This window comes from Vibrio sp. N418 (genome assembly GCF_000222565.1).
GTDB lineage: Bacteria > Pseudomonadota > Gammaproteobacteria > Enterobacterales > Vibrionaceae > Vibrio > Vibrio scophthalmi.
Window position 1 is genome coordinate 118,338 of record NZ_AFWD01000069.1, and the last position, 14,488, is coordinate 132,825.

Genomic DNA, 14,488 nt, shown 5'->3' on the forward strand with positions numbered 1-14,488 from the left:
TACAAAAAAGCGAGCTTATAAGCTCGCTTTCAACCAGTATGAACATTGATTACAGCATGGTTAGCGCCAGTTTCGCCAAGTTGTAGGCATCAACATAACCAGAATGCTGACGGCCCTCCCACTCAATGCCTTTCGCTTCTTGCGCGGCCTTGTGGCCAATACGTTTTTCTTTTAAACGATTTTGAATGCGGTAAATAGTGGCGAGGTTCACATACTCTTTAAACGGCATTTCAATGCCTTTGTCCGCGCACTCTTTTGCTAACACCAAATCATCACGTCCCCATGCAGCGTAAATTTTGTTGTTGCCGCCAAAATTCTTGATCATCGATTTGATCACTTCCGCTAATGGTCGTCCTTGTTTTTCCACTTTACGTGGCGTGATGCCCGTTAACTCTGCACAAAATAAGGAAACTTCATCGTGCTCGGGCTTAACGTAATACTGAGCACGCTTGACGATCTCGCCTTTAACCAAATCAATCTCTGCCAAGCCGATCTCGATAATTTCGCCAGTCGTGCCGACGCCATCGATATTCCAGCAGCACATTTCTAGGTCAAAACAAACGATACGATTATGATTCATGACTCGCCCAACAAGAGATAACTAAAGCGCGAAATTCTACCGTAAAGCTCACGCTAACCCAAGTAACCCATCACAACTCAAGTGCTGTTCGCTGAGTTATTCAGCAATCGATACTGTATTTCTACCAGCATTTTTACTTTTATACATTTGTGCATCAGCAGAGTGAATCAGTTGCTCGACCGAATCATGCTCTCGAATCGCCGCGCCAATACTTAAAGAACAGCAAACTGCCTGACCAGCTATCTGGATGTTACTGGTAAATACCGTGGAACAAATATGATTGAGATAAGTGTGCAGCTTATCTCGTTCAATCACATTACTAATAATGCCGAACTCATCGCCACCAAGGCGAATAAAGATATCGCCCGGCTCTAAGCACTGCTCGACCGTGCGAGCAACATGAATCAACATTTTGTCGCCACCTGCGTGGCCGAAGTTGTCGTTAACCAACTTAAATTTATCGACATCAAAACTAATCAGGGTAAACCGACGATCTTCTTCCACCATTGCTGCAATAAATTGGTTAAACGCATGGCGACTATAAAGCCCTGTCAATGAATCATGCTCAACCAAAAACTGTAGTTCTTTGGTGCGCTGAGCTAATTGATGCTCTAGGTTAGATTTGGCTCTCACTTGCAGATACGCGATATAGCTCAGCAGACAAGCAATCACAAAACCACCAAAAAGAATGCCATGCACGATCAACAGGTCATTGACGGTTACTTTATCACCAAGTCTGAAATAGATTGCCCATTGGCGGTTAGGTAAGTCCAACACTTTGCGTACTTCTAACCCATCCGTCGTCGCCCAGTTATCGCTCTCAAATAACACCGGATCATCTTCGGCATCGAAACCAAGATCGACCACTTTCACTTCAAGTTTTTGCTCTGCCGCGGTGCGCACCATTAAACCTTCAAAATAGTGTGAGGTGCGGATGACACCTATCACAACACCAATCAAGCACTGATTCGTCTCCATATCAAACACCGGGTGATACACCAAGATACCATCGCGTTCTAAGCTACTGTCGAGGCCATCTTGAATTAGGCGAACTTTATCTGACAAGCTTGGTTTATGGTGAATGCGCATATTGTCCACCACCAATTGGAAGCGCGGACGTGAGGAATAAAAGCCCAATACACTTTCGTTGCTGGCATTGCGAGGGTAGATATCACGCGCAGCAAAAATAGGCGCTTCGGCAGGCATGATGTAACCGAGGGTTTTCTCGCCACCTTTCGGAATCGTATAGATTTGATAATTAGGGTATTGAAGACGGGCATTGGCAACAAACTGATCGACTTGCGCTTCTTCGACTCGCTCCATCCACTGCAAAGTGACCAGCGTTTGCGAAGCACCTACCACTTGTCGAGCGAAAATAGGAAAGTGATCCCATTCATCACGATCTGTTGCGTGAAAGAAATTGGCTCCCGCACCAATGTGGTCAAGATCACTGCCAATAAACTCAGCCAAAACTTCGGTTTGTCGCTCAGCTAAGTTCTCAAATATTGTCTGGCTATAGCGCTGCTGGGACAAGTAAGAAAAATACCCCACACACAACGCAATCAGCGCCGTCACGGTAAAGGTGATTAATGGATAGAGCCATTTTTTCTCAAGCGTTAAAATCATTCAATCATTTATTTTATCGTTCTAGTCCCTTCATACTACTCCTTCCCCCGTTAGGACTAAAACTTTTCTTGCGCACTTATCAGCCTTTTTCATTAGATTAGAGTCCGATTTTTCTGACAGGCACAAAAAGCTGCTCAAAAACAGACCAACCAGTAAGGTCTATAATGCTTTACAAGCGTTTTCTACAAGCATCCATACTTGAATGTGATAACATTCATCCCAATTTATTTGAGATTACCCCAAGGGCCGTATCATGCGGAACTTGAACTGAAACCTATAAGAGAATTGTCATGACGTTCGATTTACAAATGATTCCTCACACCTTTGACATGCTGCATGCTGGCCTTGCGGTTTCTAGCATCCTATTACTTCTGATTGCGGTATCGCGTAAATCTAAAGTGATTGAGAAAGTGATCGAAAAACCAGTTGAGAAAATCGTTGAGGTTGAAAAACCGGTCGAAAAGATCGTTGAAGTTGAAAAAATTGTCGAAGTTGAAAAAGTGATTGAGAAAGTAGTTGAAGTTGAATCTAAGCTTGCCACTGCATCAACCGACTCAGCGATGCAACTGCTTTCTATCATGCAACAAGAAGCGCGCTTAATTGACTTCCTGAAAGAAGACCTGACTTCATTCTCAGATGAAGAAGTGGGCGCGGCTGCACGTGTTATTCACACTGGCGGTCAGAAAGTATTGGCTGACTACGTAACGCTTGAGCACATCCGTAACGAAGATGAAGAAACTCGCGTTACCGTTGAAGCTGGCTTCAACCCTCAAGAGATTCGCCTAACAGGTAATGTAACAGGTCAAGCACCATTTAGCGGTACATTGGTACATAAAGGTTGGAAAGCAACTGACATGACCCTGCCTAAACTGGCTGAGAACTACAATGCATCAGTGATTGCACCAGCTGAGGTAGAGCTGTAATGGAACACCAACAAAGCCAGTCTACAGACGCTACGCTACTAGAAAGCAGCCAACCTGCATTCAGTGTCGGTATCGACTTAGGTACCACTCACTGCGTACTGTCATACCTAGATACCCGCGATGAAAACGCCAAAGTTGAAGTGATGCCAATCGCTCAACTGACCGCGCCAGGCATGGTAGAAACCCGTGATCAGCTTGGCTCATTCCTATACCAACCACACGAAAACGAGATGGATAGCGCATCACGTGTGTTACCTTGGTCAAGTGAACCTAAAGCATTAGTGGGTGCCATTGCACGTAACTTAGGTGCGAAAACCCCAATTCGTTTGATTGCGAGTGCAAAATCATGGCTTTGCCATGCTGGTGTAAACCGTCGTGATGCTTTCTTACCAGCTGGTAGTCCAGAAGAAGTGGAAAAAGTATCGCCACTGCGTGCTACCGAGTTGTATCTAGAGCACCTAACCGCGGCATGGAACCACACTCATCCAAATGCACCACTGCAAGAGCAAGATGTGACCATTACGGTTCCTGCTTCGTTTGATCCTGCTGCGCGTGATCTAACCGCAGAAGCGGCGCGTAACGTTGGCTTGACACATCTCACCTTGCTAGAAGAACCACAAGCAGCATTGTATAACTGGATTGATAACAGTAACGATGCATGGCGCGATCAAGTAACGGTGGGTGACATCGTACTGGTGGTCGATATTGGTGGTGGTACAACTGACCTTTCTTTAGTTGAAGTGACTGAAGAAGATGGCAACCTAACGCTCAACCGCATCGCTGTAGGTGAACACATCCTACTTGGTGGTGACAACATGGATCTCGCGCTTGCTTACCGCCTAAAAATGAAGCTGGCCCAAGAAGGCAAAGAGCTACAGCCATGGCAAGTTCAAGCCATGACTCACGCTTGTCGCGATGCAAAAGAAGCGTTGCTTAACGATGCTGAACTGCAAGCGGTACCGATCGTGGTCCCAAGCCGTGGTTCTAAATTGCTTGGCGCAACACTGAAAACTGAGTTGACGCAGCAAGAAGTCCAACAAACTCTGGTTGATGGCTTCTTCCCGAAAGTCGCGGTAACTGAGCACCCGGTACAACGTAACCGTGGCGCATTGACTCAAATGGGTCTGCCTTACGCACAAGATGCGGGCATCACTCGTCATATCGCAGCATTCTTGTCTAAACAAGCGAATGCCCTTGCTGTTTCAGGAAATGGTGGCGCGTCAACGCCAGCACAAGAATACAACCCATTTGCTGGCATGCCAGGCATGGGTGGCGAAACCGTGTCTGCGGATTTCATCAAACCAACGGCATTACTGTTTAACGGCGGTGTGTTGAAATCAACCCTATTGTCTAATCGTTTAGAAGAGACCATTGGTGAGTGGCTCATTGAAGCAGACGCGGAGCTACCAACCCGTTTAACCGGTACGGATCTCGATCTTGCGGTAGCAAGTGGCGCATCATACTACGGCTCAGTTCGTCGTGGCCAAGGTGTGCGTATCCGCGGTGGTATCGCATCAAGCTACTATGTTGGCATTGAAAGCGCGATGCCAGCGATTCCGGGTATGGCCCCACCAATGGAAGCACTTTGTGTTGCTCCATTTGGTATGGAAGAAGGTTCAAGTGTTGATGTTCCAAGCCAACCATTTGGTTTGATTATCGGCCAACCGGTTAACTTCCAGTTCTTTGGTTCAACAGTACGTCGTGACGATATCGCAGGTACTCACTTAGATTACTGGGCACCAGAAGAACTAGAAGAGCTACCTGAAATTCAAGTCACGCTACCGGTTTCTGAAGGCCGCCGTGAAGGTGAAGTGGTACCCGTAACCCTAGCCTCTCGCGTCACTGAACTTGGCACGCTTTATCTTGAGGCGATCGCCGCCGACAATGGCCAGAAATGGCATGTTGAATTCGATGTGCGCGAAGATGCGAACAGTGACGCAGACGCAGCAAGCGAAGAAGAATAACTCGTGAGTCAAACGGCATCCAAATGGATGCCGTAATTATATCGTTATGTCCTTCCCTAGCGCGGGGTACGAGCAAGTTAGGGAATTCTATTTTTAACTGCAGTGGCAAGATTCTCGATTCAGTCGTACCTTCTTTTCGAGAACAACAACAATAATAATCCGTCACCTCATAAGCAGCAGAAGGTTTGTATGGCATCTCCTCGTTTTCTTGTTGGTATTGATTTAGGCACCACCAATACTGTGGTGGCTTACTGTGAAATCACCGACAACCTTGAACAATCCCAAGTTTCCCTATTTGAAATAGACCAGTTGATCGGTGCAGGTGAAGTCGTACGCAAACCTCTTTTACCCTCATTCCGTTATCACCCTGCGGCAGGACAAGTTTCTGCCAATGATCTTACTCTACCATGGCAAAATGAAGCGGTTCCTGGTGACAGTAACAACATCATCATCGGCGAATGGGCACGCGAACTGGGGGCAAAAGTAGAAGGTCGACAGGTTTCTAGCGCCAAAAGCTGGCTGTCGCATCAAGCGGTTGACCGCCGTTCGGAGATCTTGCCTTGGGCGGGTGCGAGTGATGTTGAAAAAGTCTCACCGCTGATCGCCAGTGCCAGCTACCTCAACCATATCCGTCAAGCATGGAACTACCGTAACCCTAGTAATAAGCTCGAAGATCAAGACGTTGTGGTCACCGTACCTGCCTCATTCGATGAAACGGCACGCAAGCTGACCTTAGAAGCCGCTGAACTGGCTGGCCTGACTAACATTGTGCTGCTTGAAGAACCACAAGCCGTTTGTTACGACTGGTATGCCCGTCATCAACAAACCGCAGCACAAGAGCTCAAATCACTGCCATTGATTCTCGTGTGTGATGTTGGCGGTGGTACTACTGACTTGAGCTTGATTGAAGCTCGCTTTACCTCAGAGAATGGCAACACTGACGAATTAGCGCTCGATCGTATTGGGGTTGGCGAGCACCTAATGCTGGGTGGTGATAACCTTGATTTAGCTTTAGCGCATTTAGCCGAAACGCGCTTTGCCCAATCAAGCCAAAACAAAAAACTCAACGCGGCGAGCCTAACCAAGTTGATCCAACAAACGCGAGCAGCAAAAGAGAGCCTATTATCAGCTAACGCACCTGAGCAGGTAAAAATCACCATGCTAGGCAGCGGCTCTCGACTACTCGGCGGCACTAAAAGTATTGATTTAAGCAAACAAGAAGTACATCAAATTGCGTTAGATGGTTTCTTCCCAATCAGCGAATTTAGCGAACTGCCAGACAAGCGCCGCAGCGCTGTGGTTGAATTTGGCCTGCCATACGTTGCTGATCCTGCCGTCAGTAAGCACGTTGCCGAATTTTTAACTCAACACCAACAAGTCTCACGAGCAGCATTAGGGTTAGACGAAACACAAAATGCGATTCCGGTTGCTTTACTGCTTAACGGCGGTGTCTTCAATAGTGAATTGATCACCGAACGAGTCACCACGCTATTAGAAAACTGGCGCGGTGGCCAGATCACCGTATTAGATAACCCACACCCAGATTGGTCAGTAGCGCTAGGCGCAGTCGCCTTTGGTAAGGCTCGACGTGGTGCACAATTAAAAATTGGTGGTGGTGTTGCCCGTTCTTACTTCTTGCATCTACAAGAAAAAAACAAACTTGGCAAAGCCTTATGCCTACTTGCCAAAGGGACAGAGGAAGGCCAAGAAATCCGTTTGAGTGGTCGCCGATTTTCACTCACTCTGGGTGAACCGGTACGCTTTAACTTACTCACCTCAACTCACGATACCTTGCACAATCACACCACGGTACAAAATGGCATGATGGTGGATGTGGATCCGGATCTCTTCCAGCCACTTCCGCCGTATATTTCAACCCTTGATAGTGAGGGAGCGGAGCTGCAAGCCAACCAAAAAGAGCGCGTGGAAGTGTTGCTCGCCTGTCAATTGACTGAAGTCGGCACGTTGAAAATGGAGTGCGTATCTAGCCAAGATGACAACAAACGTTGGGCGCTAGAATTTGAAGTTCGCAACCAACAAACCGACCAGCAAGAGCAAAATATCCATCCTCGCTTAGAAGAGTGTAAAGAGCTTGTCAGTCGCATCTATAGCGCCAATAAGAAAAGCGCCGAAGGTAACGAAATAAAAACGCTCGCGAAAGGGTTAGAAAAGCGCCTTGGGCCACGAGATGATTGGGATTTCACCACTCTTCGTCAGTTATTCGATGCCTTTGCGACTGGTCGTAAGCGCCGTCGTCGTTCTGAGCAACACGAGAAAAACTGGCTGCGTCTGGCCGGTTTTGCTCTGCGTCCCGGCTTTGGTGATGCCACTGATGGCTGGCGAATTGAGCAAGTATGGAGCTTATACCAACAGGGGATCCAGTTTAAGAATCACCAAGGCTGGACCGATTGGTGGGTATTCTGGCGTCGTATTGCTGGTGGCTTGAACCAAGAACAACAAGAAACCATCTTGGCTGACATCGCCAAATACTTGCATCCTGGAGCGATGAAGAACCCTCAATCGGCTAAAACCGCCCAAGAGATGGGTTATGAATCTATGGTGCGTCTATCCGCGTCACTTGAACAACTGGATGTTGAAGATAAGGTGCTGTTGAGCACTTGGTTCCTAAGTAAAGCGATTAACCACAATCAATATCAACAAGCACACTGGTGGGCTTTGGGGCGTCTTGCTTCTCGTACCCCTTTGTATGGCAGCCAACATAATGTGGTTAGCCGTGAGCAAGCTGAACAGTGGTTGCCTAAGTTACTTGAACAAGATTGGCAGAAAGAGCCGATGGTAGCTTTTGCTACTGTGATGATCTGTCGTAAAACTGGGGATCGTCAATTTGATATCTCTGAGGATTATCGTCAGCAAGTACTCGATAAGTTGAAACAGAGCAAAGTACCAGATTCATGGTTAGAGTTAGTTGCCGAAGTCAAAGAGCTGTCAGCGAGTGAATCTAAACGTATCTTTGGTGACGCACTGCCTCACGGATTAACACTGGTAAAAAGCTAATATTGCCGTTGTTCGCCTAACATCAGTACGACACATTTAGTTTTAAAGCGATAACTGCCCTCTTGCTGTTCCAGCTTGGGGGCATTTTTTAACACTACCCTCTCAATCAAGCTTGGGGTAAGATGATCAGCAATGAGGAAATAGGTAGCCCATTGATGCCACAAACAAATCGTCAATTACTGGTCGCTCTATTCAGTGCTTTTTGCCTGCTATGGCTGAGCGCGTTTAATTCCGTACAAGCCAGTGCTGCCCTTCCTGATCAAACCAACTATAATATTCATCATAATCAAGCCGCGGTTTCTGCGGTCGAATGTTCTGATAGCAATCGCTCAGCTAACCTCGATCATCATGCTAAGGTTGAGCATCAAAGCTGTTCGTCATTTTGCGTGATGAAAATGCCTTTTGAGCCGCTCAATTACGCATTACAACTTTCCCCCTCTGCTATTGCGCCGATCGGGCATGATGTTGTAGGTAAAGCGATTAGCCGAACCCAAACACTTTTTCGTCCTCCGATATCCTAATTCTAGACCTCGTTAATCCGATCAAACGATCGCCCTCGTGCGGTATGCACGCGTATTACGTTTAAAGCGACACCATTAGGAAATAAGAATATGAACAAGATTTTTGCACTTTTCGCCTCATTGATGATGGCATTTTCAGTACAAGCCGCCACTGCCGACCAACCAAAACCGACCTTTACTGAAGGCGACTACTACACGGTTATCGACGGGCCAAAAGCCGACACTCCCACCGTCACTGAATACTTTTCATTTTATTGCCCACACTGCTACAAGTTTGAATCGATCGTGAAGAACTTAAAACCAGCGCTGGCGGACGATGTGACGTTCGAAAAAGTGCATGTCGGCTTTATGGGTGGCCCAATGGCATCTTCGATGGTGAAAGCGTATGCCACCATGGTGGTACTGCAGGTAGAAGATCGCATGGTTCCTGCGATGTTCGAACAAATCCATATTTTGCGTAAAGCGCCTCAAAGTGAAGCGGAAATCCGCCAGTTATTCATCGATAAAGGTGTTAGTGCTAACGCGTTCGATTTGGCTTACAACAGCAAAGCGGTAGAAGCCAAGCTAAAAGAATACGATGAAAAATTCACCAACAGCACACTACGCGGTGTACCTGCGGTGGTGGTGAATGACAAGTACATCGTTGTCGCGAATAAGATCACTAGTTACGCCGAGTACAACCAGTTGGTTAACTACCTACTGACGCTATAGGCGTTACACTCGCCATTTTCCCTACACTCCACTAGCCAGAGCTCATGTTCTGGCTTTTTTTATTAGGATTCACACCATGTCGATTGAAGCGATGAACTTAGAACACTTCACAGCTATCTACCAACGCGCTGCGGAACGTAAAGGCGGTGAGCAAGCGCTTGAAGCTCTGCTGTCCACGCCTCTCAGCCGCGAAGAGATCGGGGCGATTAGCGATGACCGCTGGCTCTCTGCCTTTTCAATGAAGGTATTTCAATGCGGTATGGCGTGGAAAGTAGTGCGCAATAAATGGCCTAATTTTGAAGAGCTCTTTTTTGGTTTTAAGATCGAACCATTACTCATGCTCTCTGACGAGCAATGGGAAGCAAAAGCAAGCGACAAACGTATTATTCGTCACCATGGTAAAGTGATGTCGATTGCTGCCAACGCGCAAATGATTCACGAGGCGCGTATTGAACATGGCTCACTGGGCAAGATGATTGCGAACTGGCCAGCTGAAAACCTCACCGACCTATGGCTTTACTTGAAGAAAAATGGCCAACGTTTGGGTGGCAACACCGGCCCTTATGCATTGCGCCAAATGGGAGTGGATACCTTTATTTTATCCAGTGATGTGGAAGCGTATTTACGTAGCTACAAGATCATCGAAGGCGGTCGAGATACTAAGCGTTCCCTTAGCCAATGCAATCAAGCATTTATGCATTGGCAGCAACAAAGTGGGCGTAGCCTCACTCACATTAGCCAAATCATTGCGTTTAGTTGCGGTGACAATCGTATTGTTAGCGAATAAAGCCACATTTGCACTGTTACTTTATCCTGCTTGTGCAAAAACACACTGATTCTTTTCAAACAAAAACAGCTTGAACGCAATGGATTGCGCTCAAGCTAACTTACTATTTTCAATAATTTTCTTGCTTACAGAGTGCCATTCCATTAACTTCGCAGCCGAAATATAACTCTATGGATTTACACACTATGTACAAAGGCTTATTCGCTTCAATCATCGCTGTTATGTTAACGGCTTGTTCTGGTGCTAACGTGACCAGCCAAATGCGTGATTTTGACGCGACTAACTCAGAAAAAATGTTTCGTTGCGTAACAGTGGAAACTGGGTCTTCAGATACCAACGAAGAACTTGCGGCTTATGATGGTTGGACAATGGTTTATACGTCAGAATACACAACTGACAACAAATCAACCACTGAGCTAACGGTTTGTTTCGAAAAGAAAAACTAATAAGAATTAGCAGTGGGGCGACGGCCCCACTGCTACCGAATAGTAAATATTCAATCCTAAGCGATAATGTATAGCGTCACATAAGGCACGACATTAAACACTAAAATTAACAGCTTATAGGTTGCTAGGTAACGAAAATACTGCGCTTTTAATTCATCATCAGATAAAGCGATAAATTGACGGTGGATACTCATAATACGCTCTTGACCATTGAACAATGAAAAACCCGCCACGATTAACACCAGCAAATTTAGCACTGAACACCAACCAAAAAACGCTCTCAACACTTCAATATCCATCACGTATTCCTCCGCGTTTATCTATCGTACCGTGACGTGGTCATTAGATACCCAGTCATCGTAATTTTACCTTACAAGCACTGCACAAAATATTTAAACCTAATATAGCTCATAGGTGCCATTAATTTGCGCTGGGCTGAAATATTTCGCTAATGCCTAAGCTGGTTCTGTCTATGAAGATGGGCTGCAACTCTACATTTTTTCATGTTGGATTAACCGCTATTCATGACTCCAATTATTAATCCACCAAAGCATTTATTGCCCAAATAACTCAATCTATCGTTGCTGAATGAGTCATTATGTAAAGCAATATAATCGACAAAATCTATGTTTTCACTGCTTCCTAAGTGATTCACTGGGTATACATTCGACTCGCTCACACCATTTCACGAATGTAGGTATTGAAATGAAAACAAAAACAAGAAACTACGCCACTGTTGGCCTTCTAAGTGCGATTGCGATTTTCGTTAGTGGTTGTTCACAAACACCAGCACAATCTGAACAGTTTGATTTTGCGATTGCAAACTCAACCATTAACCAAAATCTACCTTCAGGCTCGGCAATGGTCGTTAACGATGATGACATTATCGTCTCTGGTGATGACTCACCATGGCTATTCGATGTCGATCAAGACTTCACCATTGATAGCACCACACTCATTGACAGCTACCCAGTCAACAAAGACAACCGCATTGACCACAAAACTAAACCAGATTTTGAGGCAATGACGCTATTGAACTACAACAATCAGCCTTACTACTTTGTTGTTGGCTCTGGTAGCAAAAAAGAGCTACGTGAAAATGCTTACCTAATCCCAGCGAATGGCGGTGATAACATCAAACTATCATTGTCTAAATTTTACGCAGACTTGCACCAAGCTGCGGGCTTCACGGTAAACGAAAAAATCAACATTGAAGGTATCGCTAATTCAGCCGATGAAACCTATATCTTCAACCGCGGTAATGAAGGAAAAAATGCAATCTTCATGATGAAAACTGCGGACATGTTGAACTTCCTACAAGGTAAAGCGACCACTATTCCTTCTTTGGATGTAGTTCAAGCACAACTACCTACCATCAATGGCGTGCAAGCCTGTTTCTCCGGTGCGGATTACTGGCCAGGTACTAATAGCCTAGTCTTTACCGCTTCTGTGGAAGGCAACAACCAAAGCAGTGTCAACGACGGTGCTATTCAAGGTAGCTTTGTTGGTGTATTGCCTATAAATGCTCTCAATAACCAAACCACCCTCAATTTAGCACCTTACAGTCAAGCGATTGAACAAGACGGACAAATGCTTATGACAAAAGCGGAGTCAATCGCTGTAGACACACAAAATGGTAACGAGGCTACGGGCTATATCGTGAGTGATAATGATAACGGTACCAGCCAATTCTTTACGTTTACGATTGATCAATAATCATATCAATCAGAGTACAGCCATTTATTAAAAAATCCCTCGATTAAATCGAGGGATTTTCCATCTCACTAACAAGACAATAGAACGACCGCCTTATTCAGCGCTTAACTCGACATTGGCGGTTTTCTTTTTACTGTATTTTAAATTGATATAGAAAATCAAAAACAAATATACCAACAATTGAGCGACAACAATCGTATTGACCAACTGATCAAAACCGAAGGAAATAACAATATGACGAACAATTAAAATTATGGCGAGATAAAGCAATGAGGTTGATAGAAACAACGTTTGCACTGATGCAGCCTGCTTGTAAAGTGCCGCGACCCTACCACTAAGAAACAGCACGCAAACAATCCCCGCAATAAACGCGGCGCTGCCTATAGGGGCCTCATCACCGTAGATGTTGAAGACATCCTCACAAAGATAAAAAGTCACAAACCCCATCATCACGGCCATGACATTGAAGATCACCAGTCCAGCAACCGTGAACGCCACCATTTTTAAACCGTCTTTAAACTTACTATTTTGCACGTTAACCTTTCCTTGTCACATTTCTAATATCTATTGTTGTCAATCATCCTAGATCTTCCCATAAAGCGGTTATGTACCGTTATCCTTTCTCACGATACATAAACCAGCATGAGACGCACTCGTGATTTTCTTCATCACAAAAAAATCCCTCGATAAATCGAGGGATTTCTAAATACTTCTATTCTTTTAAAAGGTCATTGATCTGACTTTTTTATCTAAATCAAATAGATGTGCGGCCGCTTCAACGTGCTGCGGATACTCATGAAATTGAGACCGACAACTTTCATTCATCTGATTAAGTTCTTCCGCTAGCATCAATTTCCAATAGAGTGGCGAGGTTCTTAGCATCGCTAATAAAGGTTTAAGCACTTCTTTCTCGTAGGCTTGCATTAACCACTCTAGGACTTCTTCGCGCATCGCTTCACTATCAATCTGCGACATTGCGCTTAGTGCTTTCTGATAGCTTGGATTGTTCGCTAAGTCATCCATCACTTGGGTATTCTCTTTGGCAAGATCATGCAGTGCTTGATCGATAACATTCCGCCAATGAGCTTGGCTAATATCAATCTTACTCAGCGTATCAGGCCCAGTGCGAATACTATTCTCAATCCCTCGCTGTGCTTTCATCACGACAGAGCGCACCGTTTGAAAAGGCAATTGGTACTTTTTACTCAGCTCGACAATCAAGGCATAGAAGCCACCATGTGGTAGATGAAGATTCGCTTTGAACGTAGCGAGAGCCGTTTCTTGCTGAGGATTCAGTTCGCTCATAAAAGTTATGTTCCTGTATTTTTGGTCACGTCTACAGCTCAGGATTTACCTCATCACTAAACTGAGCGGTCACTTTATACCAAGCGCACTACCGAAGCGAGCGAACCTTTTGTCATCACAATTCATCCGAGCCACTGACCATTTATCCCGGTAAATGACCGTTTATCTCATCGACCAACACCACTTAGTCGTTGCGCCTATTCTGTCATCATTCACATAGCGACAGGGATTCACGCAATGACAACATGCAAAATTTTACTTTTAAGCGCTGCTCTGGCCACATCAATTGGCAGTGCTCACCTTTATGCCAACCCAACCGCCGACATTCTAGCCAGCTATTCACAAGCTGCCGATGGCGATGAAGCCATGGTTGAAACCGTCTACGACCAACTCAATGCACTGATTGAACAACAAGGCGCTAAACCACTCACCATGGTCTATTTAGGCAGCACACAAACACTGCAAGGCCGTGATGCCTTTATGCCATGGAACAAAATGAAGTACACCGAGCAAGGATTAGCCACCATGGCGAAAGGGATTGGCTTACTTGATACCTTACCTGAAGATATCAACCAACAAGAGCGCATCCAAGGTTTGCCGGAAGCGTATTTAGCGCAGGCAATGGCAGCCGTCACTTACACCTCCCTACCCGACATGTTCAATCACTTTGAGCGTGGTTATGACATCTACCTTAATCTGCTCAACGACGAGAATTTCGTTCAGCAACCTTTTGCCGCTTCAGCTTGGATTTATCACACTGGCATCGTTGCGGCGATTAGAGCGGAGGATTTGCCTCAAGCACAAGCTTGGTTAAGCACCATGGAAAACTTTGATACGAATAATCCACAAACTCAGGCAGCAAAACGCCTTGTCGCAAGCCAAGGTTGAGGGACG

The 14,488-nt window shown here is 45.5% G+C and carries 14 protein-coding genes; 9 read left to right on the top strand and 5 right to left on the bottom strand.

Annotated features, from left to right (window positions below; translation table 11 throughout):
- Positions 1–49 precede the first annotated feature (49 nt).
- Both RH86_RS15190 and RH86_RS15195 read right to left on the bottom strand, forming a co-directional pair.
- Complete coding sequence (locus RH86_RS15190; protein ID WP_005594785.1) at positions 50–580, bottom strand: 3'-5' exonuclease; 531 nt, start codon at positions 578–580, stop codon at positions 50–52.
- A 96-nt stretch (positions 581–676) separates the two neighbouring features.
- Positions 677–2,206, bottom strand: coding sequence for a sensor domain-containing diguanylate cyclase (locus RH86_RS15195; protein ID WP_009386982.1), 1,530 nt, complete (start codon positions 2,204–2,206; stop codon positions 677–679).
- A 290-nt stretch (positions 2,207–2,496) separates the two neighbouring features.
- Here RH86_RS15195 and RH86_RS15200 point away from each other — a divergent pair, with 290 nt between their 5' ends.
- From RH86_RS15200 to RH86_RS15230, 7 genes are all read left to right on the top strand, one after another.
- On the top strand, positions 2,497–3,129 hold the full coding sequence (locus tag RH86_RS15200; RefSeq protein ID WP_009386983.1) for a DUF2760 domain-containing protein: 633 nt from the start codon (positions 2,497–2,499) through the stop codon (positions 3,127–3,129).
- On the top strand, positions 3,129–5,093 hold the full coding sequence (locus RH86_RS15205) for an Hsp70 family protein (RefSeq protein WP_009386984.1): 1,965 nt from the start codon (positions 3,129–3,131) through the stop codon (positions 5,091–5,093). Before RH86_RS15200 ends, RH86_RS15205 begins: the two co-directional genes overlap by 1 nt.
- Before the next feature lie 189 nt (positions 5,094–5,282).
- Complete coding sequence (locus RH86_RS15210) at positions 5,283–8,108, top strand: Hsp70 family protein (RefSeq protein ID WP_009386985.1); 2,826 nt, start codon at positions 5,283–5,285, stop codon at positions 8,106–8,108.
- 155 nt (positions 8,109–8,263) lie between these two features.
- Positions 8,264–8,629 (top strand): hypothetical protein, encoded by a 366-nt coding sequence (locus RH86_RS15215; protein ID WP_009386986.1) that lies wholly within the window; start codon positions 8,264–8,266, stop codon positions 8,627–8,629.
- A gap of 90 nt (positions 8,630–8,719) precedes the next feature.
- Positions 8,720–9,340 carry a thiol:disulfide interchange protein DsbA/DsbL gene (locus RH86_RS15220; RefSeq protein WP_005594776.1) on the top strand — a complete coding sequence of 207 codons (621 nt, stop codon included), beginning with the start codon at positions 8,720–8,722 and terminating at the stop codon, positions 9,338–9,340.
- Positions 9,341–9,431: 91 nt separating this feature from the next.
- Entirely contained in the window at positions 9,432–10,127 is a 696-nt protein-coding gene (locus tag RH86_RS15225; RefSeq protein WP_009386989.1) for a DNA-3-methyladenine glycosylase I, read from the top strand.
- 185 nt (positions 10,128–10,312) lie between these two features.
- Entirely contained in the window at positions 10,313–10,573 is a 261-nt protein-coding gene (locus RH86_RS15230; protein WP_005594772.1) for a hypothetical protein, read from the top strand.
- A gap of 56 nt (positions 10,574–10,629) precedes the next feature.
- Here the strand turns inward: RH86_RS15230 and RH86_RS15235 are convergent, their stop codons facing one another.
- The gene (locus RH86_RS15235) at positions 10,630–10,872 is read right to left on the bottom strand and encodes a DUF6868 family protein (RefSeq protein WP_009386990.1); all 243 of its coding nucleotides are present in this window, start codon (positions 10,870–10,872) and stop codon (positions 10,630–10,632) included.
- Positions 10,873–11,278: 406 nt separating this feature from the next.
- On the opposite strand from RH86_RS15235, the gene RH86_RS15240 reads away from it, so the two are divergent.
- On the top strand, positions 11,279–12,289 hold the full coding sequence (locus RH86_RS15240) for a DUF6929 family protein (RefSeq protein WP_009386991.1): 1,011 nt from the start codon (positions 11,279–11,281) through the stop codon (positions 12,287–12,289).
- 93 nt (positions 12,290–12,382) lie between these two features.
- On the opposite strand, the gene RH86_RS15245 is transcribed toward RH86_RS15240, so the two are convergent.
- Positions 12,383–12,823, bottom strand: a complete 441-nt coding sequence (locus RH86_RS15245) for a hypothetical protein (protein WP_009386993.1) — start codon at positions 12,821–12,823, stop codon at positions 12,383–12,385.
- Between the two features lie 186 nt (positions 12,824–13,009).
- Positions 13,010–13,594 (bottom strand): hypothetical protein, encoded by a 585-nt coding sequence (locus tag RH86_RS15250; RefSeq protein ID WP_009386994.1) that lies wholly within the window; start codon positions 13,592–13,594, stop codon positions 13,010–13,012.
- Between the two features lie 237 nt (positions 13,595–13,831).
- On the opposite strand from RH86_RS15250, the gene RH86_RS15255 reads away from it, so the two are divergent.
- On the top strand, positions 13,832–14,482 hold the full coding sequence (locus RH86_RS15255) for a hypothetical protein (protein WP_009386996.1): 651 nt from the start codon (positions 13,832–13,834) through the stop codon (positions 14,480–14,482).
- Positions 14,483–14,488 lie beyond the last annotated feature (6 nt).

What these genes read in the sequence shown, in the direction of transcription:
- RH86_RS15190 (WP_005594785.1), bottom strand. Translation starts at nt 580, where the DNA reads ATGAATCATAATCGTATCGTTTGTTTTGACCTAGAAATGTGCTGCTGG.
- RH86_RS15195 (WP_009386982.1), bottom strand. Translation starts at nt 2,206, where the DNA reads ATGATTTTAACGCTTGAGAAAAAATGGCTCTATCCATTAATCACCTTT.
- RH86_RS15200 (WP_009386983.1), top strand. Translation starts at nt 2,497, where the DNA reads ATGACGTTCGATTTACAAATGATTCCTCACACCTTTGACATGCTGCAT.
- RH86_RS15205 (WP_009386984.1), top strand. Translation starts at nt 3,129, where the DNA reads ATGGAACACCAACAAAGCCAGTCTACAGACGCTACGCTACTAGAAAGC.
- RH86_RS15210 (WP_009386985.1), top strand. Translation starts at nt 5,283, where the DNA reads ATGGCATCTCCTCGTTTTCTTGTTGGTATTGATTTAGGCACCACCAAT.
- RH86_RS15215 (WP_009386986.1), top strand. Translation starts at nt 8,264, where the DNA reads ATGCCACAAACAAATCGTCAATTACTGGTCGCTCTATTCAGTGCTTTT.
- RH86_RS15220 (WP_005594776.1), top strand. Translation starts at nt 8,720, where the DNA reads ATGAACAAGATTTTTGCACTTTTCGCCTCATTGATGATGGCATTTTCA.
- RH86_RS15225 (WP_009386989.1), top strand. Translation starts at nt 9,432, where the DNA reads ATGAACTTAGAACACTTCACAGCTATCTACCAACGCGCTGCGGAACGT.
- RH86_RS15230 (WP_005594772.1), top strand. Translation starts at nt 10,313, where the DNA reads ATGTACAAAGGCTTATTCGCTTCAATCATCGCTGTTATGTTAACGGCT.
- RH86_RS15235 (WP_009386990.1), bottom strand. Translation starts at nt 10,872, where the DNA reads ATGGATATTGAAGTGTTGAGAGCGTTTTTTGGTTGGTGTTCAGTGCTA.
- RH86_RS15240 (WP_009386991.1), top strand. Translation starts at nt 11,279, where the DNA reads ATGAAAACAAAAACAAGAAACTACGCCACTGTTGGCCTTCTAAGTGCG.
- RH86_RS15250 (WP_009386994.1), bottom strand. Translation starts at nt 13,594, where the DNA reads ATGAGCGAACTGAATCCTCAGCAAGAAACGGCTCTCGCTACGTTCAAA.
- RH86_RS15255 (WP_009386996.1), top strand. Translation starts at nt 13,832, where the DNA reads ATGACAACATGCAAAATTTTACTTTTAAGCGCTGCTCTGGCCACATCA.